Below are 22,793 nucleotides of genomic sequence, written 5' to 3' on the forward strand. Positions count from 1 at the left end.
CAATATAATGTTAGTTATTATTTTCAAATGATGTACTATGTAAACAAACACGATGGAAACTATTTACAAAAGAAAGGGGGTATACGGAAAGAATTAAAACTTTTTAAACTTAAATATCTTTTAATTTAAATTTATTAAAGGGGAGGTTAAAGAATGAGTAAAAAATCTCTGTTTATTTTGTTCTTTATAGTTTTCTTTTCTTTTGTGACTTTTGTCCCGGGCTTTGGGCAAAGAGTATATACAGTAAAAGTTGGGAATTATACATTGAATATTGATACACAAAAGTATAGAGGTAAAACTATTTATGTTTGGCAACATTGGCCTGAGGTGGAAAAAAGTGACATCCCTGGTGTAAGATCTCCTAAACAATCAAGGGAAGAGTTTGAAAAAATAACTGGAGCAAAGGTGAAAATTGTATATGTAACATGGGAAACCAAGGTGGAAAAACAAACTGCTGCTATTTTGTCTGGATCTGGAGCCGATATTGTATACATAGATAGTAGACAGAAACCTACTTGGATGATGAAGAAGATGCTTCTTCCTCTTGATAGGTATATTAATTTTAAGGATAAAAATCTTTGGAACGCTGTAGGTTTTAGGAAAAATATTTTAGATTATTTCACATGGAGAGGACAAATTTATGCAGTAACAAATATATATAATGATAATGTATTTCCATATATTCTTTACTATAATAAAGAGAAATTTGAGATGGCAGGGTTACCAGATCCATTAGAGTTGTATAAGCAGGGTAAATGGACATGGGATACCTTCTTTGAATTAGGGAAGCAACTTACACAAGATACCAATGGTGATGGAAAAATAGATCAGTATGCCTATGCAAGTTGGAGAACTTATCATCCTTTCTTATGGACTAACGATGTTTTACCTATAAAGTATATAGGTGGTAGGCCTGTATTTAATTTAGATGATCCTAAGGCATATAGAGCATTCCAAGCCTTGTATGATATGGATGCAAAATATAAGATGAGACCTGCTGACTGGTGGACAGATCCACAAGGAAGATTTCAAAAAGGGATAACCTGTATGGATTATTGGGGTCCATGGGATTTAACTAATATGAGGAATGCCCTTGGTAAGAAGCTTGGAATAGTTCCATTCCCAAAGGGGCCTGATAGTAAGAAGAAAAGTGCTGATGAAGGTGATGATGCAGCATGGGCTATTGCTTCTTCTTCTAAGGATCCAGAACTTGCAGCATTATACTTAATATGGATGCTAATGCCAACAGACAAAGAGAAGGAATTAATAGTAAAAGATCAAATAGAGAGAGTTGGTGGAAAAGAGATTTATGACTTACTTATAGACGCATCTACAAGAACAGTTATTAATCCTGCTGCCGGTATTCCTGGATTCAATGAGCTTATGGATCAGATTGACCCAGCAAATCCTGCCAAGTCTATAAAATCATTAAAACCTAAGTTTGAAGCAACAATTAATGCAATTCTTGAAGGTTTGAAATAATCTAAAGAGAGGGGCTTCTGGCTATACTCCCAGGAGCCCCCTGATTTTTTTGTATCTTATATAATTATCCTCAAAAATCTTTGAAGATGTTGGTGATATAATATCAAAGGGAGAATCCTTAAAATTTTTTGTATTTTCCACATTTGAATTTTCAGCAATAAGAAGTGCTAAACCTTTTGAGGTAGATTCCTTTTCTTTTGAAATATATATAGGTTTGTTTAATATATTTGCTTTTAATTTAATGATTTTTTTAAATCTACTCATACCTCCACTTAAATAGATTCTCTCTATTGGTATTTCCAAATTTTCAATGTTTTCTAATATATATCTACTTTCATAAAAAACTCCTTCCCATACTGCCTTGATAAGGTCTTTTATCTGAGTATTTAAATCTATCCCATAAAAAATTGCCTTAATGTTTTCCTTATATTTTCTTGAATCTTTACCTAACAAGAATGGAAAAAATAGGACATTAGTTGGAGTGTATTCTTCAATGATTAATTTCCATTTCATATTATCTTTTAACCATTTTAATATTCCTCCCGAAAAGTGTATTCCTGCTATTAAATAATAGAAGTTTTTTATGCATCCCACCGAGAACCCTAATTCTCTTACTGCTTCTTTTAGTAAAGGTTTTTCAGTGTGTAGTATAAAGGCCTCAGCTGTTCCCCAGGAATCAAATATTGAGTTTTGAAGATTATAAATAAGGCTTCCTATGGGATGATCATGCCCGCCTAATATAATGGGAAATGTATTTAATGAGAATTTATTTTTAATAAAGATATCAATTTCACCAATTATAGATCCTGTAGGTTTAATATCAGGTAATTTTTCAGGTGATATGTTACATAATCCTAAAATTTCTTCAGACCAAGTTTTTTTATTTATGTCAAAGAGAAGCATTCTGCTAGCAAGAGAATAATCTGTAACTAATTTTTTACTTAAATAAAAGTTAATAAAGTCCACAGCATTTATCCATTTGTATGCTTTCATCCAAATATCTTTTTCCTTTTTTTGAAGCCATAAAATCTTTGCCAATGAATATTTATGATGAACTTTAAGTCCAGTGATATAAAATACATCTTTTTTGCCGATACTTTCGAGGATTTTTATTTCTTCTTTTCCCTTATCATTTAACCATGAAAAGATTGGAGTTAATGGATTTCCATATTTATCTATAAGTAAACCTGCTTCGCCCATTCCTCCAACAGCTATACCCTGTATATCCTTTTTGTATTTTCTTTCTAAATTAGAGAAGAAATCATTGAGGTGATGGATGATCTTTAAGGGATCAATTGTATAGTCAGATGAGATTGGAGTAGGAAAAATTGTCTTTTTTTCTATTTTTCCTTTATGGTTCCACAAAATTATTTTTAAATTTGTGGTTCCAAGATCTATTGTAATATACATTTAACTCTTTTATGTTATAATACAAAAACTTATGAGATTCAATGGTGAATCAAGGATGAAAATTTTTGTGACAGGACAGCCTGGAGTTGGAAAGACTACTTTACTTAAGAGGGTTGATGCCTTTTGTAGGGAAAGGAATATAAGTACTTGTGGTTTTGTTACGGAAGAGGTTAGAGATGGAAAATTTAGAATTGGATTTGATATGATTTTACTGAAAACAAATGAGAGAGTCAATTTTGCATCTGTATATAATGTTACTCTTTATAGGTATGGGAAATACTTTGTAGATATAGATTGTTTTGAGAAAATAATAGAGGATATATTTAGTCAAAAAGGAGATATATTTATTATAGATGAAATAGGGAAAATGGAGTTTTTATCTCGTAAATTTAGAGATAAGATTTTTGAAATCTTAAATAGTGATCAAAATATAATTGCATCTTTACATAGGGACTTTATAACTGCATTTAAGAAATATGGTAAAACATATTATCTTACTCCTGAAACTAGAGATCTGGTTTTTAAGGAAATAAAAGAAGAAATTATATCTACCTTTTTATAATGTCTCTTTAAACCATTTTAAGGTACTGTCTATGACTTTTCTTTCCCATTCAATGGAGTTAAAAGTATGATCTGCCCCTTCTATTATTTCTAGTTTGGCTTTATGAGTTTTCTTAATTCCTTCGTAATAATCATAGGCATGTTGTACTGGTACTACAGGATCACTACTTCCATGAATAATTAATACAGGCAATATTCTTTTTTTTAATTCTTCTAATGGTTTTATTCCTACTATTTCAGCTAAAAATTTTTTACCTACAGAATTTCCTCCAAGATCGATAAAATCCCCGTAATCTTTAATTTTTTGCATTTCTTCTGGGGATCTGTTAAAGAATATATCAAAATGACATACAGCGGACCACAAAACACAGGATTTTACAATAGAACTTCTTCCAGAAGCGATACTGGCCACTGCTCCACCCATAGATAGACCTAATATACCTATTCTTTCCTTGTCTACTAAATTATTTTGTCTAAGAAAATCAAGAGCTATGAGAGCATCTGAGACTTCACCTTCCACAGTCATATCTTTGAAAGAACCCTCACTGTCTCCAGAACCACGAAAATCAATTCTCAATACACCAATTCCCTCTTTTGAAAGAGCTTCTGCTGTATTTACAAAAATTCTATGAGGTTCTACTTTTGTACCTGTAAAACCATGACAAAAGAGCACAAAAGGAGCAGGTGTTTTTTCGGGTATATGAAGGACTCCAAAAATTTTTTGTCCGAAATTCTCTAATACTATCGGCTCTCTTTTTTCTTTCATTTTAACCTCCTTTTCACAAATTATAAATTAGTATATCATAACATTTAATATGGAGAGTTTATTATTAAAAGAGAAAGATTTAGGATTTTTTCCAGATTGGGAAAGTATATTTGGAAAGAGAGCTCCTCTCTACTTGGAAATTGGAATGGGGAATGGGGAGTTTTCTATATGGCTTGCTCAAAATAATCCACATATTAACGTTATTGGTATAGATGTATCCAAAGAAATTCTTAAAAAAGCTGAAAGGAAAGTAAATAAAGCCAATTTAGAAAATCTGAGAATTGTAAGAATAGAAGGAGCTAAAGCTCTCTGCAAACTATTTAACTCCCAATCTTTAAAGGCTGTCTATATGAATTTTCCTGATCCTTGGCCAAAAAAATCCCATAAAGAAAGAAGAATTATAAACGATGCTTTTATTTATCTCTTAGGAGATAGGTTAGAAATAGAAGGGCATTTTATTATGGCGACAGATAGTTTAGATTATGCTAATTATACTGTAGATATTTTTGAAAAAATAGGAGTTTTTAAACCTTTATGGGAAAAAAGCATAATAAGCGATTTTCCTGAATATTATAAAACGAAATATGCAAGAAAATGGATATCTATTGGGCTTCCCATCTATTATATAGGCTATAAAAAATTGGAAACAATAGAGATGCCGTTATGGATTAAGGATTTTTATCCTCTTTTGAAGTTAAAGAAGGAGGAGATTATTATGCCTTATATAATTATGGAATTAAAAAAAGATCTTAAAATAGAAGAAGTTCTAAACATTCTTCCTAAGGGTATATATGAAAAGGATAACAAGATAATTAATTATATAAGTTTCTATTCAAGGAAAAATGAAATATTGATTGATACTGTCGTAGTAGAAGGTTCCCTAAAACAAAGGTTTTTTATCTCTCTTTATCTTAATGACCATAAATTAAAGATATCAATACATGAAGCAACAGATCCAGATCCTACTTATGGTGTACATGAGTCAATAGCTATTATTTTTTCTTGTTTGTATAAGAGATTTAATGAACTGAAAATATTACAAAATACATGTAAAAAAGAGATTGTTGAGGAATTTATAAATCATTAGTTTTAATTGACACTTAGTTTTTTATTTTTTATAATACATTGGTCCTTTAATTTAGCCCAGTGAGGCTAAAAAGGGAGGAAAATTGAAAAAAATATTAAAAATAAATGATTATAAAGCGGACATATCCATAATAAAAATGTGGGTATGTCCGTTTTTTTATCTCATATAAAAGAAAGGGGGTTCAAACATATATGTATTTTCAGGAAAAGGCACGAATAATGGATAAGGAAGCTATACAGCGAGCTCTTAAAAGAATCGCTCATGAAATTGTAGAAAGGAATAAAGGCGTAGATAACGTAGTACTTATCGGAATAAGAAGAAGAGGTGTACCATTAGCTAAAAGGTTACAAAAATTTCTTGCTGAGATAGAGAGAAAAGAAGTTCCTGTTGGTAGTTTAGATATTACCTTATATAGAGATGATCTGAATTTAAGATTGGATCAACCAAAGGTGGGTAAAACGGAAATTAATTTTTCCATTGAAGGTAAAGATGTGATTTTAGTGGATGATGTACTTTACACAGGAAGGACGGTAAGATCTGCTTTAGATGCTCTTATGGATATAGGTAGACCAAGAACAGTACAACTTTCTGTTTTAGTTGATAGAGGTCATAGAGAACTTCCTATTAGAGCTGATTATGTTGGAAAAAACGTACCTACTTCTCGAAAAGAACAAATTGAGGTTAGATTGGAAGAGATAGATGGGGTAGATGAAGTTGTAATTGGAGAATGGAAGGAGGAATAATAATGTGGGATAGAAAAGATTTAATAGGTATTGAAGAACTTAAAAAGGAGGAGATTGAACTAATTATTGAAACAGCAAAGTCTATGAAAGATATATTGAATAGAAGGATTAAAAAAGTACCAACTTTGAGAGGAAGAACCATATGTACTCTTTTTTATGAACCAAGCACAAGAACTCGTTCCTCTTTTGAACTTGCTGCAAAATATTTAAGTGCTGATACTATAAGTATTGCAACATCTACAAGTAGTATACAGAAAGGTGAAACTCTTCTTGATACTGTTAAGACTATAGAGGCTATGGGGGTAGAATTATTTGTTATTAGACATAGTTCTTCTGGGGTACCCCTTTTTATTGCTAAAAACATAAAGTCAAAAGTTATAAATGCAGGTGATGGAATGCATGAACATCCCACCCAGGCTCTCTTGGATGTTTTTACCGTTTATGAAAAAAAGAATAGAGTTGATGGATTAAAGATAGCTATAGTTGGGGATATATTCCATAGTAGAGTTGCAAGATCTAATATATATGCTTGGAGTAAGCTGGGAAGCTCTGTTATAGTATGTGGCCCTCCTACTTTAATTCCTAAGGATATTCATTATTTAAATGCTAAAGTCACATATAATTTAGATGAGGCTATTGAAGATGCCGATATTGTATATATTTTAAGACTTCAGTTAGAAAGGCAAAAGAAAGGGCTTTTCCCAAGCTTAAGGGAATATCATGCTTTATTTGGAGTTACAGAAGAGCGTTTAAAAAAGGCTAAAAAAGATGTTTTAATTATGCATCCTGGTCCTATGAATAGGGGTGTAGAGATATCTTCAGAAGTTGCCGATAGTACGTTATCTTTGATTAATGAACAGGTAACGAATGGTGTAGCAGTAAGAATGGCGCTTCTTTATCTTATGTTGGGAGGTAGGTCAGATGAAAATATTAATTAAGAATGCTATTTTGTTACATACAGATAAAAATAAAGAGGAGATTGGAGATCTATACATAGAAGACGGTCATATTAGAGGTATTGGAAAAGAGTTAAATTTGGACCAAAATGTGGAGATTGTGGATGGTAAGAATAAAGTTGTTGTGCCTACTTTAATAGATATGCATGTACATTTTAGAGAACCAGGTTATGAATGGAAAGAAACACTGGAGACAGGTTCAATGGCAGCTGTAGCTGGTGGATTTACTGCTGTGGCTTGTATGCCTAATACAAATCCCCCTATAGATAACAGAATGATTGTGAGGTATATATATGAAAAATCTAATATTATAGGTTTAGCAAGAATATATCCAATTGGAACTATAACTAAAGGGAGAGAAGGTATAGAGATTTCAGAGATAGGAGATATGTTTTTAGCAGGTGCTAAAGCTTTTTCAGATGATGGAAAATGTGTATTGAATAGTGAAGTATTAAGATGTGCTTTAGAATATGCAAAGGCCTTTGATGTTCCTATCATAGAACATGCGGAAGATACTAACTTAACCTCCGAAGGCAGTATGAATTGGGGAAAAACTGCTATAGTCCTTGGATTAAAAGGGATGCCATGGGTAGCAGAGGCTAGTATAGTAGCAAGAGATATTTTTCTTGCATCATTGACAGAGGGAAAATTACATTTGGCCCACATATCTTGTTGGCAAAGTGTTGAAATGATCAGATGGGGAAAGGAAAAAGGTATAAATGTAACATGTGAGGTTACTCCTCATCATTTAGTTCTTACCGAGGATTATGTTAAAGAAAGTGGATATGATACAAATACTAAAATGAATCCTCCTTTAAGAACAGAGAAAGATCAGGAAGTGCTTTGGGAAGCATTAGAGTCAGATATTATAGATGTTATTGCTACAGATCATGCCCCACATCATATAGATGAGAAAATGATAGAGTACAATTTGGCAGAGTTTGGAATCAGTGGTATTGAAACAGCTATTCCTCTTATGGTTACCTATGGATTTCATCAAAGAAAAATTCCATTATTAAAAATCTTTAAGAAGATGTCATATAATCCAGCAAAAATTCTTAATCTACCATTTATTCCTTTAGAAGAAGGAGTGCCAGCTAATCTTACAATAATTGATATAGAAGCAGAGAAAGAAGTTGATAAAGATAAGTTTTTTTCTAAAGGCAAGAATACTCCTTTTCATGGATGGAGATTGAAAGGATGGCCTATTATGACCTTTGTAGAGGGAAGGTTAGTATATAGGGAAGGGAAGATATTTAGATGAAAGAGATAGTAGGAGAAATAGTAGAAAATGAGAAAGTAGCGGAAAGGATTTATCTTTTGAAAGTAAGACTTCCAAAAGATACCTTTGAAATTTTACCTGGCCAATTTGCAATGTTGCAAGTTGAGGAAAGTTATGATCCTTTTTTAAGAAGACCTATGAGTTTTTATAATGTGGAAGATAATTTTATATATTTTCTTTATCAGAAAATAGGAAGAGGAACAGAGATTTTATCAAAAAAGAAGATTGGTGAAAAAATTTCTATGCTTTTACCTCTTGGAAATTCTTTTCCTTCTTTAAATCAAGGAGAGAAGGTTCTTATTGTTGGAGGAGGGGTAGGCATAGCACCATTGAATTTTCTTGTTAATTTTTTTAAGGAAAATGTGATTTTCTATTCCTACATTGGTTTTTCTTCGTATGTGGAAGAGAAAATTTATAGAGATATCCAAAAATATAGCTATAATTTTGTGATTTCTACCGAGGATGGAAGTGTAGGTAATAAAGGAAAGATATTAGAATTTTTACCCTCCTTATTAGAATTTGACAAGATAATTGCTTGTGGTCCCTATCCAATGCTCGAAAGTTTATATCATTTAGTAGATCAAAAGGATAAGCTTTATATTTCTTTTGAAGAAAGAATGGGATGTGGAGTAGGAATATGTTTATCTTGTTTTTTGAAAGGAAGAAGTCGCAATTTTCATGTATGTAGGGATGGACCTATCATTGTAGGATCGGAGGTTGAATTCGGTGGATAATTTAAAAATTAAAGTTGGTAGCATAATTTTTAAGAATCCAATTCTACTTGCATCAGGTACATGTGGTTTTGGAAGAGAAATAGCAAAGTTTTATGATGTAAATATTTTAGGTGGTATTGTAACAAAAAGTATTACATTAAAACCAAGAGAAGGAAATCCTACACCGAGGATATGGGAATGTTATGCCGGAATATTAAATTCTATAGGACTTGAAAATCCTGGATTAGAAAAATTTATCGAAGAAGAAATGCCCTACTTAGAAAGATTGGATACTCATGTAATCATAAGTATAGCAGGGGAAAGGGAACAAGAATATTATCAGATTGCTAAAGAACTTAGAGATTATAATTTCTCAGTTTTGGAATTAAATCTTTCTTGCCCTAATGTAGATGGTGGTGGTATGCTCTTCGGAATTGATATAGATATGGTAAAGGTTATAACAAAAAAGGTTGTGGAGATAATTAACAAGCCTGTTTGGGTTAAATTAACCCCTCAGGCTCCAAATATTTTGGATATAGTAAGGGTAGTAAAAGACTCAGGTGGCGAAGCTGTTGTAGCTTTTAATACTTTCTTAGGGCTTGCGATAGATACAAAAAAAAGAAGTCCTGTTTTTAAACGTGTTTTTGCTGGATATTCTGGACCTGCTGTTAAACCATTGGTTTTGAGGCATATTTGGGAAATCTACGAGTTAAAATTGCTTCCTATAGTAGGATGTGGAGGAATAGTAAATTTCTCGGATGTTTTAGAGTATCTTTTTTCAGGAGCTTCTTTGGTTGAGATAGGGAGTGCTAATTTTAGAGACCCATGGATTGGGAGTAAGCTGGTTAAAGAGGCTAAAGATTATTTTAAGTATGAGAGAATTCAGGATGTTATAGGAATAGCTCATCATTTTAATAGGGAGGTTGATTAAATGATTAAGAAATTTGATCCTATTATTGTAGCTCTTGATTTTCCTGAAGAGAAAAAAGCCTTAGAAATAGCTGAAAATTTGGTACCACATGTAAGAAATTTTAAGGTTGGGCTTGAACTTTTTTCCGTAGCGGGTCCTCATGTGGTAAAGGCCTTGAAAGAGATGGGTACTAATGTTTTTATTGATTTAAAGTTATTTGATATTCCTAACACGGTCGTAAGAACTATTGAAAGACTTCTTACATTGGATCCTTTTATGATAACTCTTCATATTCTTGGTGGAGAAAATATGTTAAAAGAATCAGTTAAAGTTGTATCTCAATTTAAGGAGAGTAATAAAACACAATATCCTTATCTTCTTGGTGTAACTGTATTAACCAGTTTCAATGAAGAAACCCTTAGGAGAAGTTGGGGAATATCCAGATCTTTACCAGAACAGGTATTATTTTTAGCTCAACTTGCACAAGAGACAGGTCTTGATGGCGTTATAGCTTCCCCTTGGGAGATAGAATTACTTAGGAAAAACTTTAGGCGTCCTATGCTTATTGTTACACCAGGAATAAGGCTTACAAAGGAGAAAACTGATGATCAGCAAAGAATAATGACTCCAAGAGAAGCAATAGAGAAAGGAGCTGATTATTTGGTTATTGGACGTCCTATTACTCAGAGTCCTAATCCTTATGAGGTTTTACAAAATATAAGATCCCAGATTGAAGACATCCTTGAGAGCAAGATTTAGCAAAGGGACAGGAGGAACATTTTATACTCTCTGATAAAGATTCCTTTTTTATATAACCAAGATCTTTAAGCTGAAGAAGGATCAATTCCCATTCTTCATCAGATAAATGAAGATCCTTCTTCAGCTTGTCAATATTTATAATTCTTTTGTCTTTAATGTATTCGAGCACTTTTTCTATCATAAAATGCTTGATAAGAATACTAATATATGATGGAGAATAAAAGTGAAGATATAGGCATAGATAAAAGAGTAAAAAACAGCAAATACTGTCCATTTTATGGAATTTGTTTCTTTATAGATTGTAGCAGCTGTGGCTGCACATGGTATATATAAGAGTTGAAATACTACAAAACTATAAGCTGTTATGGGATTTAATTCTCTTAACAATATATTACCAAGTTCATTTCCACTTTGACCATAGATAGCACTTAAAGTGGAAAGTGAAGCTTCTTTAGCTACAAATCCTGAAAGAAGGGCTGTAGTAAGTTGCCAATTGAAACCTAAGGGATAGACTAAAGGTAAAAATAATTTGCCTATTTGAGAGAATAATGAGTTCTCTATATTTCCAGAGGGAATGTTGGTAAGAATCCAAGTTAGTCCTGAAAGTAAAGCCATAACAGTTCCTGCTCTTATGAAAAAAGATTTTAGTTTATCCCATATATATAAAAATACTATTTTAGGGCTTGGAATTTTATATATTGGTAGTTCCATAAGAAGAGGATTCATGGAAGTTTTAAGTACCTTTTTCCTTAGTAATTTGCCACTTATATATATGGAAGTGAAACTAATAATATAAAGCGTTAATAGAAGTAAAAAGGCATATTGGGGAAAGAATATTCCAAGGAAGAATGAGGCAACTAATATTCTTGGTACACAAGGGATAAAGGAATCAATAATTATTAAAAGTATCCGGTCTTTTTCATCTTCAAGGGTTCTTGTGGCCATTACTCCAGGTACATTACAACCAAAGCTTATCACTAATGGAAGGAAAGATTTACCATGAAGTCCTAAACTATGCATTATTCTATCAGTTATGAAAGCAAGTCTTGCAAGATAGCCTGTATCTTCTAAAAGAGCTAAAAACAAGAAGAATATAGTAATTAAAGGGGTAAAAGAAAGAATAGTTGCAATACCTTGCCAAATGCCTTTAGTTATCAAGTTTCTTAGAAATTCTGGTAAAAAAGTCAAAAGGATTGATATCTTTTCTCCTATAATGTCAAGTAGATTTTCCAAAGGAATAGATATTATATTATTTATGGAGAAAGTAAGATAGAAAATTGTTACTACTATAAAAAGGGCTATAACAAATCCCCAAATGGGATGAGTAACATATTCATCTATTTTATCAGTCCAGAGAATTGCTTGTTTTTTGGGTTTTTCTATAACTTCCTTTAACATTTCTTTAATCCATTCATATCTTGCAGTTGCAACTCTTATAGGGTTATCTTCTCTTTCTTCTATGATTTTTTGAATTTTTTCCCAATCTTTTAAATTCTTTTTACATAAATCTATCATAATTGGATCATTTTCTAATAATTTTACTGCTACCCATCTTTTTGGGTATTCTTGAATTTTGTCAGGTAACAGATCTTCTATTCTTTTGATAGTCTCTTCTAATTTTGAATATTTTACTTTTGTAGGTTGAATATTATCTTTCTCATAAATCTCAATAACCTTTTCTATAAGTTCATTTAAGCCTTTACCCTTACTTGCTACCATGGGAATCACAGGTAGTCCTAACTTTTCTTCAAACTTTTTTACATCTAATTTATATTTTTTGCTTTCTAAAATATCCATCATATTAAGAGCAATAATTACATTATTGTGTAATTCTAAAATTTGAGACAACAAATATAAATTCCTTTCCAAAAGGGAAGCATCTAAAACCAGTACTAAGATATCAGGCTTTTCTTCTACTATAAATTCCCTTGCTATAAGTTCTTCTAGGGATTGAGCAGTAAGACTATAAGTTCCTGGAAGATCTACCACCTCTATTAGATAATCTTCTTTTTCTATATATCCGATCTTTTTCTCTACTGTTTTCCCTGGCCAGTTACCTGTATGTTGATTTAATCCTGTAAGTTGATTAAATACAGTACTTTTTCCTACATTGGGATTACCAGTTAAACCTACTTTAATTTTCTTTTTCATGGTTCTCTACCTCTACAAGAATACTTTCTGCTAAACCTCTACCTAAAGCTAAATTAGTATCCTTGACTTTTACTATCACAGGTCCTAGAGATTTTTGAAAAAGAACAATTTCTTCTCCTGGGATTACTCCCAATTCTGCAAGTCTTAAAATTTTTCCTTTGCCACCTATAATACTAACTACTTTTCCTTTTTCTCCCTTTTCTAATTCTATAAGTTTTTTGATCATAATTCCCTCCTTTGTTTCTTTTGGCACTCTTCACATACTCCTAATGCTTGAATCTTTATTGATGTAACTATAAAATTATCATCTTCTGTTTTTATTATCTTAGATATCTCCGAGGGATTTGTTAATTCCTTTTCCTCTACTTTCCCACATGATACACATTGGAAATGTATATGAGGATTTAAATTACTTTCATAATGAATATGTCTTTCTTCAAAGCTTATAGGCCTTATATATCCTAAACGCTCTAAAAGTTTACAACTCCTATAGACAGAGGTGAAAGATATTTTTTTATTTTGGTTTTTTAATTCTTCATAAATTTCATAAATAGAAAAATGTCCTTTTTTGTTTTGTTCAAAAAACTCAAGGACCATAAGTCTTGGTTTGCTCAATCTTATGCCTTTATTTTTCAAATTTTCTTTAAAATTCATTTGAAGTCTCTCCTTATGCTAACAGCTTAGTTCTAGTAAAAATTGTATTCTAAATGAAAAATTTTTGCAAGTGAGATGTGTATTAACGTATTTTTAATAGATTTTTTAAAATTTGATTGATATAATTCCCATAGTAAACAAATTTAGTTTGGGGGTGATATTTTTGGACAATATTCTCCAAGTAGAGAATCTTAGAAAGGTTTATGGTAAGTTAGAAGCCCTTAAAGGTATTAGTTTTGAGGTTAAAAAGGGTGAGATTTTTGCTTTGATAGGACCAAATGGTGCTGGTAAAACAACTACTCTAAGAATAATCGCAACTCTTCTTACTCCATCAGATGGAAAAGTCACATTTATGGGTAAAGATTTAAGAAAAAATCCTGATTTTGTAAGGGAAAATATTAGTTATCTACCAGAGGAGGCAGGAGCTTACAAGAATATGAAAGGTATTGATTATTTAAAATTTATGGCAACTTTTTATGCTAAGGATCAAAGAGAATTAGAAGAATTTTTAAATAGAGCAAAAGAAATAAGTGGACTTGGAGATAGATTAAATGATAAAGTTGGAACATACAGTAAAGGAATGACTAGAAAACTTTTGCTTGCAAGAGCTCTCATGACGAAGCCTACTCTAGCGATCTTGGATGAGCCTACATCTGGTTTAGATGTTATTAATGCTTTAGAAATAAGAGAGATTATAAGAGAATATGTTAAAGAAGGGACATCTGTTTTGCTTTCTTCTCATAATATGTTGGAGATAGAGTTTCTTTCTGATAGAGTTGCTCTTATTGACAAGGGAAAAATATTAGAGATAGGTGGATCAGAAGAGTTGAAGGAAAATACAATGCTAAAAATTTAGAGGAAGTATTTAGGAGGGTGGTACAATGAATAAATTTTTAAATCTTTTGAGAAAGGAAATAAAGGAACTTGTAACTTTTCAATTAATAATATCTCTTATATTTACAATATTACTTTTTAATTTTATGGGTAGTATTACAAAAAGTGAAATTAAGAAGGCTGTTGAGACAAGAAACATTTATGTATTGGATCTTGATAAATCAGAAATATCAAGGGAACTTTTGAGTAATCTTTCTTTGGCAAATTTCAAGGTTAAGTTATTAAATGAAGTTCTTTCAAAGGAAGATAAAGATTTAGCTTTTGATTTTGCAAGAAGAGAAAAAATAAATTTTTTTATTTTGATTCCTGAGAATTTTGGATCATTAGTGTCCAGATTTAAACCAGTAGAGATTGAGATATATTCTTTCATAAGGAGTTTCTCATTGGGCAGTAATGTGGGATCTGCCGTTTTGGATCAGGTTATTAACGCAATGAATAGGTATATGTCTGACCAATTTATTAGAGCTAAATTTCCAGGGATAGATCCTGATAATTTGAAAAACCCTATAAAGAAAAAAGAGTTTGTTATTGTTAAAGACAGGATTGCAGAAGGTACTACATCAGAAGTTCTTAACTCAGTTTATTCTCAATCAATATTTATTCCTATTATTCTAATGATAGTAATCATGTATACATCCCAGATGGTTCTTTCTGCTATAGCTATGGAGAAGCAGGATAAAACCCTTGAGACTCTCCTTACAGTACCTATAGGTAGAAAACATATAGTGATTGCTAAAATGATGGGAGCTGGTATAGTTGGAATAATTTCATCTTTAATTTATATGTATGGATATAGATCTTTTATGGGTGGAATAAGTGGAAATGTGGATGTAAGTAGTACATCTGATATTATTCAAAAATTAGGTGTGAGCTTTACACCTTACGGTTATACCTTGTTTGGAATTTCATTGTTTTTAGCAATTCTTTGTGGCTTAGCCTTGTCTACCATTTTAGGGGTTTTAGCTGAAGATTTAAAAAGTGCTCAAAGTATGTCTTTACCTTTAGTTTTTTTGGTTATTGTACCTTATTTTGTTTCTCTCTTTTCTGATATCAATAATCTTTCTTTGCCAGTAAGGCTTATTATAATGGCTATACCTTTTAGTCATCCTTTTATTGCATCAAGGGAAATTTTACTTGGAAATTATAATATTGTATTTTTTGGGATATTATATATGGTAGTTGTTTTTATAGCCCTTATAGTAATTGCAGCAAAAATATTTTCTACTGATAGAATTTTAACAATGAAGATAGGATTTCTAAGAAGGAAGTCTTCCTAATTTTATTAGTTTAATTATTGTCCTCAAAGATTTACTTTTATATAATTGGAGATAAAGAAAAATTTGTAAAAGGAGAGAGGGATTTAAAAAATGAAGAGGTATAATCCACAGGAAATAGAACCTAAATGGCAGAGAAAATGGCAAGAGGACAAATTGTATCATGTAACTGAAAGAAAGGATAAACCAAAGTACTATACTTTGGTTATGTTCCCGTATCCATCTGGAGATCTACATATGGGACATATGAGAAATTATACTATTGGTGATGTGGTAGCAAGATACTATACTATGCGTGGTTACAATGTTTTAAATCCTATGGGTTGGGATGCTTTTGGTCAGCCTGCAGAGAATGCAGCTATAAAGCATAAGGTACATCCAAAGGAATGGACTTATAGAAATATAGCAAGGATGAAAGAACAGCTTTTCAAAATGGGTGTGGTTTATGATTGGGATAGGGAGGTTACAGCTTGTGCTCCAGACTATTATAAGTGGACTCAGTGGATCTTTTTAAAACTTTATGAAAGAGGACTTGCATATAGAAAAAAAGCTCCTGCTAACTGGTGCCCTACTTGTAAGACAGTACTTGCTAATGAGGAAGTAATTGATGGTAAATGTTGGAGATGTAAATCAGAGGTTGAGAAGAGAGAATTTGAACAATGGTTCTTTAAAATTACTGCTTATGCTGAAGATTTATTGAATGATTTAGATACTCTGGAGTATTGGCCAGAGAAAGTTAAACTAATGCAAAAGAACTGGATAGGTAAATCTGAAGGACTTGAATTCTACTTTGATATTCAGGATTCTGATGAGAAGATATATGTTTATACTACAAGACCTGACACTATCTATGGAGTAACTTTTGTAGTACTAGCTCCAGAGCATCCATTGGTAGAAAAAATAACTAAAAAGGAATATTTAGATGAAGTGAGAGAATATGTAAAAATTGCTAAAAATAAAAGTGAGTTAGAAAGGATTGTTTCAGAAAAGGATAAAACTGGAGTATTCACAGGAAGTTATGCAATACATCCTCTTAATAAAAAACCTGTACCGATATATGTGGCTGATTATGTACTTGCAACCTACGGAACAGGGGCAATAATGGCTGTACCTGCCCATGACTCCCGAGATTATGAATTTGCAGTAAAATATAATCTTCCAATAATCCCTGTAATTACTCCGGAAATTGGCAAAGAACCTCCGCTTCCCTATGAAGAAGAAGGAATAATGATTAATTCAGAGGAATACAATGGTTTAAAAAGTTCAGAATTTTGGAAAATTATTGTTGAGAAGTTTGAAAATTTAGGGATTGGAAAGAAAAAAGTACAATATAGATTAAGAGATTGGTTAATATCTCGTCAAAGATACTGGGGAGCCCCTATTCCCATTATTTATTGCCCCAATTGTGGAATAGTACCTGTGCCTTACGAGGATTTGCCAGTAGAGCTTCCTGATCTTTCTGATTTTGAGCCCACAGGAACGGGTGAAAGTCCTTTAGCGAAAGTTCCTGAATTTGTAAATACAAAGTGTCCAAAATGTGGAAGTCATGCAAAGAGGGAAACCGATACTCTTGCCACATTTGTTGATTCTTCATGGTATTATTTTCGTTATGCTGACCCACTCAATGATAAAGAGCCATTCTCAAGAGAAAAGGCAGAGTATTGGATGCCTGTTGATCAATATACAGGTGGTATAGAACATGCTGTATTACATTTACTTTATTCTCGATTTATAACGAAGGTTCTTTATGATGCAGGATATAGCCCAGTAAAAGAACCATTTAAGAGACTTTTTACTCAAGGAATGGTTTATAAAGATGGACAGATAATGTCTAAATCCTTAGGGAATATTGTTTCTGTAGATTATATGGTGGAGAATTATGGTGCTGATACAGCCCGTTTATTTATATTGTTTGTTGCTCCTCCTGAAGTGGATATTGAGTGGAGCGATGAAGGAGTAGAAGGAGCAAATAGGTTCTTGAATAGGTTTTGGAGATTAGTTTTAGAAAGTGCAAATGAACAAAAAATTGATGATGAGGAAGAAAAGCTTGTAAGAAGAAAGTTACATAAGACTATTAAGAAGGTTACGGAGGATATAGAGAATTTTAAATTTAATACTGCTATTGCATCTATTATGGAATTAACTAATCTTCTCACAGAGCACAAGAGGGTTTATGGAAGGACTCCTGCCTTTGAAGAAGCAGTAAGGACTTCATTGTTACTTCTTTCACCCTTTGTTCCCCATATCACTGAAGAGCTGTGGAAAGAGTTAGGAAATGAATATAGTATTCATGTGCAACCCTGGCCTTCTTATGATCCAGAGTTAATAAAGGAGGAAATTGTAACCGTAGTTATTCAAATTAATGGAAAGGTAAGAGACCGAATAGATGTAAGTGCTGATGCAACTCAAGAAGAAGTTATGAATTTAGCATTACAAAGAGAAAATGTTAAAAAGTATTTGGATAATAAAGAGATTAAGAAAGTAGTTTATATTCCTGGTAAAATATTAAGTTTCAATATTTAGTTTTAAAAACATTTTAACAATTTTTGTAAAAAGTAAATGGTATAATGAAGAGGATGAAATAAAGAAAAATTTAACGATTTAGGAGGTGTTTTTATGGCTGTTAAAGTAGGTATTAATGGTTTTGGGAGAATTGGGAGACAAGTACTTAAAGCACTTTTAGAAAGGTATCCTGATAAGGTTGAAGTGGTGGCTGTTAATGATATTACTGATACAAAAACTTTAGCTCATCTATTTAAATATGATTCCAACTATGGAACCTATAAGGGTGATGTAAAATATACAGATAAGTCCATAATTATAGATGGAAAAGAGATAAGGGTTTTTGCTGAAAAGGATCCAGCAAATCTTCCTTGGAAAGATTTAGGAGTTGATGTGGTTATAGAATCAACAGGACTTTTTACTGATGCTGATAAGGCAAAAGTACATATTACCTCTGGTGGAGCAAAGAAAGTAATTATCTCTGCCCCTGCAAAAGGCGAAGATATAACAATAGTTATGGGTGTTAATGAGGAAAAATATGATCCTTCAAAGCATCATATTATTTCTAATGCTTCTTGTACCACCAACAGTTTAGCTCCAGTTGCAAAAGTTTTATTAGATAACTTTGGTATTGAGAAAGGTCTTATGACTACTGTACATTCCTATACAAATGATCAAAGAATTTTAGACCTTCCTCATAAAGATCTTAGGAGAGCAAGAGCTGCAGCATTAAATATTATTCCTACATCTACAGGTGCAGCAAAAGCTATTGGTAGAGTCATCCCTGAACTTGATGGAAAGATGCATGGGGTAGCATTGAGAGTGCCAACTCCAACTGTATCTGTAACTGATTTGGTATGTGTATTACAAAAAGATGTGACAGTAGAAGAAGTGAATGATGCATTTAGAAAGGCAGCGGAAGGAAGGATGAAGGGAATTCTTGGAGTCACTGATGAGGAGCTTGTTTCAATGGATTTCAAAGGAACCACTTATTCTACAGTAGTAGATCTACCATCTACAATTGTAATTGGTAAGAATATGGTAAAGGTTTTTGCTTGGTATGATAATGAGTGGGGTTATGCTTGCAGACTAGCAGACTTAACAGGATATGTAGCAGAGAGGCTATAAAATTTAAGAATCAAGAAGATAATATAAAGAGGGGAGAATCTTTCTCCCCTCTTTTTTAATATCTCAAGAAAGCACCTATGTTATTTATCTTTTTTGCAAGTTCTTTATTTTCAATATATTTTAATTCTGCCCCTTCTATAATTGCATCTTCTACAATTTCATCTACTATATCTGATCTTTTGATCATCTTTATATTACAATAAGGACAAGTTTCTAAATAAGTACTTCTAAAATAACATGATGGGCATTCATATCCTTCTTGTTCATAATTTTCTTCTACTAATATTTTCTGTACTCTCTTCTGATATACCTCGTGGGCAACATTTTCTAATCCCATGACTGCTTCCTTTCCTTTTGCATTGGCCACAATTAGACTTTCTACTAAGTCTTTAGCCTCTTTTTCTTCATAGTCCTTAATAAGTCCATGTGTCTTCTCAAGAATATCCTTTATTGGAGAGTCCAATTCTAAAGATATTTCTCCAATTATTGAATTATGGAGCCTTTTAGGAAGAAGTTCTAGAAATTCAGAGATATTTTTAGGAGAAGTACTTCCTATTATTATCTTTTCATTTGTATTTATTATTTTGTCTAAAAACTCAGCTACTTCTTTAAAATACCATATAACATGTGTTTCATGCCATCTTTGCCAATCAGATGCTTCCCATCCTCCTTGTTTATGTTTTTTTGGTATTTCTTCTCTTATCTCTCCTTCCTCATGAATTTCTCCCAAAAAATATTTGAAAACTCTGGCATCTCCTTTTGACAAAATTACTAAATAATAAGGTCTATTGGCAACTATAAGATGGGATAGGGGTTTTGTATAGGGGTCTTTATCTACTACTAATTTATTCTTAAGGGGAGGATAAAGAGGTATATAATATTCCCAATCTTTGGCACTACAGCTCATTAATATAATGGTATTGGCAGAACCAAAAGAGCCCTGATCTAAGATAGTCTCTATTTTTTCTAAATCTGAAAATACTGACTTTTTGATCTCTACCTCTAAATTTTGATTATTTAGATTATCTAAAACTGATTTTTTTAAATCTTTCCATATTATCTTATATTCCCCCTTGGGGTTTATCAAGGGGGATACATTTATGTAAAGAGTTGTTATCAAATACGGATAAAAATTAAGATTACCCAGTTCTTTCAGGATCTCTTTGCTCAGCATATTCCTTCACCCCCAAAAGAGCAAGATTTAAGACCTCATCAGCATGTTCCACAAAGTAAAAAGTTAGCTCATTTTTAACTTCTTCTGGTATTTCTTCCAAGTCTTTTTGATTTTCCTTAGGCATTATTACTGCTGTAAGACCTGCCCTGTGAGCTGCAAGAACCTTTTCTCGTATTCCACCTACCGGAAGAACTTTGCCACGCAAAGTGATTTCTCCTGTCATTCCAATATCTTTTTTGACAGGTCTCTTGGTAAGAGCTGAAGCTATAGCTGTTGCTATTGTTACACCCGCTGATGGGCCATCCTTAGGAATAGCACCTGATGGTACATGTACATGGATATCTGATTTTTCAAGAATTTCGTAACTTACATTTAGATCTTTTAACTTTGATCTCACATAAGAAAGGGCTGTTTTTGCTGACTCCTGCATTACTTCTCCAAGTTTACCAGTAAGTATAAGATTTCCTTTCCCTTCAACTACTAAAGCTTCAACAAAAAGAATATCACCACCTGCTTCTGTCCATGCAAGACCAGTAGCTACTCCTACCTCATCCTTTTCTCCTTTCATACCAAAGGTATATTTCTCTGGACCTAAGTATTTAGGTATATCTTCCTTATCAACAATTACCTTATCAGTAATACTTCCTTCTGCAATACCTTTTGCAATCTTTCTAATAATAGAAGCAATTTCTCTTTCTAAATTTCTTACCCCTGCCTCTCGTGTATATTCTCTTATAATTTTTTTTATGGCTTCATCAGTAAATTCAATTTGGTAATTTTCTAACCCATGTTCCTTTAATTGTCTTGGAATTAAGAAACCTTTTGCTATTCCAAGTTTTTGGTATTCTGTATATCCAGGAATTTCTAGTACTTCCATTCTATCAAGTAAAGCTGGAGGTATAGTGTATAGTACGTTTGCCGTTGCTATAAACATAACCTTAGAAAGGTCAAAAGGTACTCCTAAGTAATTGTCTACAAAAGAGTTATTTTGTTCTGGGTCAAGAACCTCTAATAATGCTGCTGCTGGATCACCTCTAAAATCTGCCCCTAATTTGTCTATCTCATCAAGCATAAATATAGGGTTATTAGACTCAGCCTTTCTCATTCCTTGAATAATTCTTCCCGGCAATGCTCCTACATAGGTTCTTCTGTGTCCTCTTATTTCAGCTTCATCCCTTATACCACCCAATGATATTCTTACAAACTTTCTTCCAAGAGCTCTTGCTATGGATTTTCCAAGGGATGTCTTACCAACACCTGGGGGTCCTACAAAACATAATATTGGACCTTTCATGTCACTTTTTAACTTCCTAACAGCTAAGTATTCTAAGATTCTTTCTTTAACCTTCTCTAAGTCATAATGGTCTTCGTTTAAAATTTCTTCAGCTCTTTTTATATCAAGGTTATCTTCTGTAGACTTTGCCCATGGCAAGCTAATTAGCCAATCTAAATAGGTCCTTGTAACAGTATATTCGGCAGAGCCGGGTGGCATTAAAGCAAGTCTTTCTAACTCTCTTTCTGCTTCTTTCATTGCTTCGGGAGGGAGTTTTGCTTCTTGAAGTTTTTGTCTTAATTCATTTATTTCCATCTCTCTAGGATCAATCTCACCAAGCTCTTTTTGTATTGCTTTCATTTGTTGTCTTAAGAAATATTCTTTTTGGCTTTTTTCTATTTCATTTTTGACTTCGTTTTGGATTTTATTTGCAATCTCAAGGATCTCTAACTCCCTTGTAAGATAATAGGTTACTTTTTGTAATCTTTCCTTTATATCAATAGTTTCTAATATTTCTTGCTTCTCGTTAATATTTAGATTAGTATTAAAGGCTATAAAATCTGCTAATTTACCTGGTTCCTGTATATTCATTGCATTAATTATTAGTTCTTCTGGAAATTGTGGTATTAAAGACGCCATCTTTTGGAATAGATTTAAAAGATTTCTCATTAATCCTTCTATTTCAACAGTTTTTTCTACCTTTTCTTCTATTACCTCTACCTTAGCTTTAAAATATGGTTCTGTCTGTGTAAATTCTATTATTCTTATTCTTTGTAATCCCTGTACAAATAGTCTAAGAGTATTGTCAGGAAATCTTAAGCTTCTTACTATTATTCCTACAGTACCAATCCTATGAATATCATCCGGTGTTGGTTCTTCCACAGGAGTTTTCTGCATGCACATTCCAATTATTTTATTACCAGCAAGGGCATCTTCTACTAATTTAATGCTCTTTTCTCTTCCCACAACAAGTGGAATAAGCATTTGAGGATATACTACTGTTTCTCTTAGTGGAAGAATTGGTAGTTCTTCTGGGATATCTGGCATTTGGTTCATTTCTTTTTCTTCCATTTT

Annotated in this window: 19 protein-coding genes and 1 pseudogene; 13 read left to right on the top strand and 7 right to left on the bottom strand. The window is 32.4% G+C overall.

Translation table 11 applies throughout. From position 1 onward, the window contains the following. Positions 1-153 precede the first annotated feature (153 nt). Positions 154-1,482 carry an extracellular solute-binding protein gene (locus tag ACY3IT_RS03840; RefSeq protein WP_463083466.1) on the top strand — a complete coding sequence of 443 codons (1,329 nt, stop codon included), beginning with the start codon at positions 154-156 and terminating at the stop codon, positions 1,480-1,482. Positions 1,483-1,503: 21 nt separating this feature from the next. Here ACY3IT_RS03840 and ACY3IT_RS03845 read toward each other — a convergent pair whose 3' ends face one another. Beyond that, positions 1,504-2,892, bottom strand: coding sequence for an FGGY-family carbohydrate kinase (locus tag ACY3IT_RS03845; protein WP_463083467.1), 1,389 nt, complete (start codon positions 2,890-2,892; stop codon positions 1,504-1,506). Positions 2,893-2,923: 31 nt separating this feature from the next. Between ACY3IT_RS03845 and ACY3IT_RS03850 the strand changes: the two genes are divergently transcribed. Beyond that, the gene (locus ACY3IT_RS03850) at positions 2,924-3,454 is read left to right on the top strand and encodes an NTPase (protein WP_463083468.1); all 531 of its coding nucleotides are present in this window, start codon (positions 2,924-2,926) and stop codon (positions 3,452-3,454) included. Here the strand turns inward: ACY3IT_RS03850 and ACY3IT_RS03855 are convergent. Beyond that, a complete protein-coding gene (locus ACY3IT_RS03855) occupies positions 3,449-4,219 on the bottom strand; it encodes an alpha/beta hydrolase family protein (RefSeq protein WP_463083469.1) in 771 nt (256 codons plus the stop codon). The two genes, ACY3IT_RS03850 and ACY3IT_RS03855, sit on opposite strands and share 6 nt — an antisense overlap. 49 nt (positions 4,220-4,268) lie before the next feature. Here ACY3IT_RS03855 and trmB point away from each other — a divergent pair, with 49 nt between their 5' ends. The 7 genes from trmB (at position 4,269) to pyrF (ending at position 10,669) form a co-directional block, all read left to right on the top strand. After that, entirely contained in the window at positions 4,269-5,306 is a 1,038-nt protein-coding gene (gene trmB, locus ACY3IT_RS03860) for a tRNA (guanosine(46)-N7)-methyltransferase TrmB (protein ID WP_463083470.1), read from the top strand. 191 nt (positions 5,307-5,497) lie between these two features. Further along, a complete protein-coding gene (gene pyrR / locus ACY3IT_RS03865; RefSeq protein WP_463083471.1) occupies positions 5,498-6,049 on the top strand; it encodes a bifunctional pyr operon transcriptional regulator/uracil phosphoribosyltransferase PyrR in 552 nt (183 codons plus the stop codon). Positions 6,050-6,051: 2 nt separating this feature from the next. Beyond that, positions 6,052-6,987, top strand: coding sequence for an aspartate carbamoyltransferase catalytic subunit (locus ACY3IT_RS03870; protein WP_463083472.1), 936 nt, complete (start codon positions 6,052-6,054; stop codon positions 6,985-6,987). After that, complete coding sequence (locus ACY3IT_RS03875; RefSeq protein ID WP_463083473.1) at positions 6,971-8,269, top strand: dihydroorotase; 1,299 nt, start codon at positions 6,971-6,973, stop codon at positions 8,267-8,269. Before ACY3IT_RS03870 ends, ACY3IT_RS03875 begins: the two co-directional genes overlap by 17 nt. After that, complete coding sequence (locus ACY3IT_RS03880; protein WP_463083474.1) at positions 8,266-9,021, top strand: dihydroorotate dehydrogenase electron transfer subunit; 756 nt, start codon at positions 8,266-8,268, stop codon at positions 9,019-9,021. Before ACY3IT_RS03875 ends, ACY3IT_RS03880 begins: the two co-directional genes overlap by 4 nt. Then, positions 9,014-9,931, top strand: a complete 918-nt coding sequence (locus ACY3IT_RS03885; protein WP_463083475.1) for a dihydroorotate dehydrogenase — start codon at positions 9,014-9,016, stop codon at positions 9,929-9,931. The genes ACY3IT_RS03880 and ACY3IT_RS03885 overlap by 8 nt, the downstream gene beginning before the upstream one ends. A 3-nt stretch (positions 9,932-9,934) precedes the next feature. Continuing rightward, the gene (gene pyrF, locus ACY3IT_RS03890; RefSeq protein WP_463083621.1) at positions 9,935-10,669 is read left to right on the top strand and encodes an orotidine-5'-phosphate decarboxylase; all 735 of its coding nucleotides are present in this window, start codon (positions 9,935-9,937) and stop codon (positions 10,667-10,669) included. Between the two features lie 177 nt (positions 10,670-10,846). On the opposite strand, the gene feoB is transcribed toward pyrF, so the two are convergent. From feoB to ACY3IT_RS03905, 3 genes are read right to left on the bottom strand one after another with little or no spacing between them, the layout of a single operon-like run. Next, positions 10,847-12,820: a ferrous iron transport protein B gene (feoB, locus tag ACY3IT_RS03895; RefSeq protein WP_463083476.1), complete on the bottom strand. Its 1,974-nt coding sequence runs from the start codon at positions 12,818-12,820 to the stop codon at positions 10,847-10,849. Continuing rightward, the gene (locus ACY3IT_RS03900; protein WP_463083477.1) at positions 12,804-13,046 is read right to left on the bottom strand and encodes a FeoA family protein; all 243 of its coding nucleotides are present in this window, start codon (positions 13,044-13,046) and stop codon (positions 12,804-12,806) included. The genes feoB and ACY3IT_RS03900 overlap by 17 nt, the downstream gene beginning before the upstream one ends. Continuing rightward, on the bottom strand, positions 13,043-13,474 hold the full coding sequence (locus ACY3IT_RS03905; protein WP_463083478.1) for a Fur family transcriptional regulator: 432 nt from the start codon (positions 13,472-13,474) through the stop codon (positions 13,043-13,045). The genes ACY3IT_RS03900 and ACY3IT_RS03905 overlap by 4 nt, the downstream gene beginning before the upstream one ends. Positions 13,475-13,637: 163 nt before the next feature. Between ACY3IT_RS03905 and ACY3IT_RS03910 the strand changes: the two are divergent. The 4 genes and pseudogenes from ACY3IT_RS03910 (at position 13,638) to gap (ending at position 19,272) form a co-directional block, all read left to right on the top strand. Continuing rightward, positions 13,638-14,359: pseudogene (locus ACY3IT_RS03910) on the top strand (ABC transporter ATP-binding protein). After that, complete coding sequence (locus tag ACY3IT_RS03915; protein ID WP_463083479.1) at positions 14,356-15,645, top strand: ABC transporter permease; 1,290 nt, start codon at positions 14,356-14,358, stop codon at positions 15,643-15,645. The pseudogene ACY3IT_RS03910 and the gene ACY3IT_RS03915 overlap by 4 nt, the downstream one beginning before the upstream one ends. Positions 15,646-15,735: 90 nt before the next feature. Further along, the gene (gene leuS, locus ACY3IT_RS03920) at positions 15,736-18,165 is read left to right on the top strand and encodes a leucine--tRNA ligase (protein WP_463083480.1); all 2,430 of its coding nucleotides are present in this window, start codon (positions 15,736-15,738) and stop codon (positions 18,163-18,165) included. Positions 18,166-18,258: 93 nt separating this feature from the next. Next, entirely contained in the window at positions 18,259-19,272 is a 1,014-nt protein-coding gene (gene gap / locus ACY3IT_RS03925; RefSeq protein WP_148806479.1) for a type I glyceraldehyde-3-phosphate dehydrogenase, read from the top strand. 55 nt (positions 19,273-19,327) lie between these two features. On the opposite strand, the gene ACY3IT_RS03930 is transcribed toward gap, so the two are convergent. Continuing rightward, complete coding sequence (locus ACY3IT_RS03930) at positions 19,328-20,446, bottom strand: baeRF10 domain-containing protein (protein ID WP_463083481.1); 1,119 nt, start codon at positions 20,444-20,446, stop codon at positions 19,328-19,330. After that, the gene (gene lon / locus ACY3IT_RS03935; protein ID WP_463083482.1) at positions 20,412-22,790 is read right to left on the bottom strand and encodes an endopeptidase La; all 2,379 of its coding nucleotides are present in this window, start codon (positions 22,788-22,790) and stop codon (positions 20,412-20,414) included. Before lon ends, ACY3IT_RS03930 begins: the two co-directional genes overlap by 35 nt. Positions 22,791-22,793 lie beyond the last annotated feature (3 nt).

The organism is Dictyoglomus sp. GBS (assembly GCF_055179815.1).

What these genes read in the sequence shown, in the direction of transcription:
- ACY3IT_RS03930 (WP_463083481.1), bottom strand. Translation starts at nt 20,446, where the DNA reads ATGCTGAGCAAAGAGATCCTGAAAGAACTGGGTAATCTTAATTTTTAT.
- ACY3IT_RS03905 (WP_463083478.1), bottom strand. Translation starts at nt 13,474, where the DNA reads ATGAATTTTAAAGAAAATTTGAAAAATAAAGGCATAAGATTGAGCAAA.
- leuS (WP_463083480.1), top strand. Translation starts at nt 15,736, where the DNA reads ATGAAGAGGTATAATCCACAGGAAATAGAACCTAAATGGCAGAGAAAA.
- ACY3IT_RS03845 (WP_463083467.1), bottom strand. Translation starts at nt 2,892, where the DNA reads ATGTATATTACAATAGATCTTGGAACCACAAATTTAAAAATAATTTTG.
- ACY3IT_RS03855 (WP_463083469.1), bottom strand. Translation starts at nt 4,219, where the DNA reads ATGAAAGAAAAAAGAGAGCCGATAGTATTAGAGAATTTCGGACAAAAA.
- ACY3IT_RS03870 (WP_463083472.1), top strand. Translation starts at nt 6,052, where the DNA reads ATGTGGGATAGAAAAGATTTAATAGGTATTGAAGAACTTAAAAAGGAG.
- ACY3IT_RS03875 (WP_463083473.1), top strand. Translation starts at nt 6,971, where the DNA reads ATGAAAATATTAATTAAGAATGCTATTTTGTTACATACAGATAAAAAT.
- ACY3IT_RS03880 (WP_463083474.1), top strand. Translation starts at nt 8,266, where the DNA reads ATGAAAGAGATAGTAGGAGAAATAGTAGAAAATGAGAAAGTAGCGGAA.
- pyrR (WP_463083471.1), top strand. Translation starts at nt 5,498, where the DNA reads ATGTATTTTCAGGAAAAGGCACGAATAATGGATAAGGAAGCTATACAG.
- gap (WP_148806479.1), top strand. Translation starts at nt 18,259, where the DNA reads ATGGCTGTTAAAGTAGGTATTAATGGTTTTGGGAGAATTGGGAGACAA.
- ACY3IT_RS03850 (WP_463083468.1), top strand. Translation starts at nt 2,924, where the DNA reads ATGAGATTCAATGGTGAATCAAGGATGAAAATTTTTGTGACAGGACAG.
- ACY3IT_RS03900 (WP_463083477.1), bottom strand. Translation starts at nt 13,046, where the DNA reads ATGATCAAAAAACTTATAGAATTAGAAAAGGGAGAAAAAGGAAAAGTA.
- ACY3IT_RS03840 (WP_463083466.1), top strand. Translation starts at nt 154, where the DNA reads ATGAGTAAAAAATCTCTGTTTATTTTGTTCTTTATAGTTTTCTTTTCT.
- ACY3IT_RS03915 (WP_463083479.1), top strand. Translation starts at nt 14,356, where the DNA reads ATGAATAAATTTTTAAATCTTTTGAGAAAGGAAATAAAGGAACTTGTA.
- lon (WP_463083482.1), bottom strand. Translation starts at nt 22,790, where the DNA reads ATGGAAGAAAAAGAAATGAACCAAATGCCAGATATCCCAGAAGAACTA.
- trmB (WP_463083470.1), top strand. Translation starts at nt 4,269, where the DNA reads ATGGAGAGTTTATTATTAAAAGAGAAAGATTTAGGATTTTTTCCAGAT.
- feoB (WP_463083476.1), bottom strand. Translation starts at nt 12,820, where the DNA reads ATGAAAAAGAAAATTAAAGTAGGTTTAACTGGTAATCCCAATGTAGGA.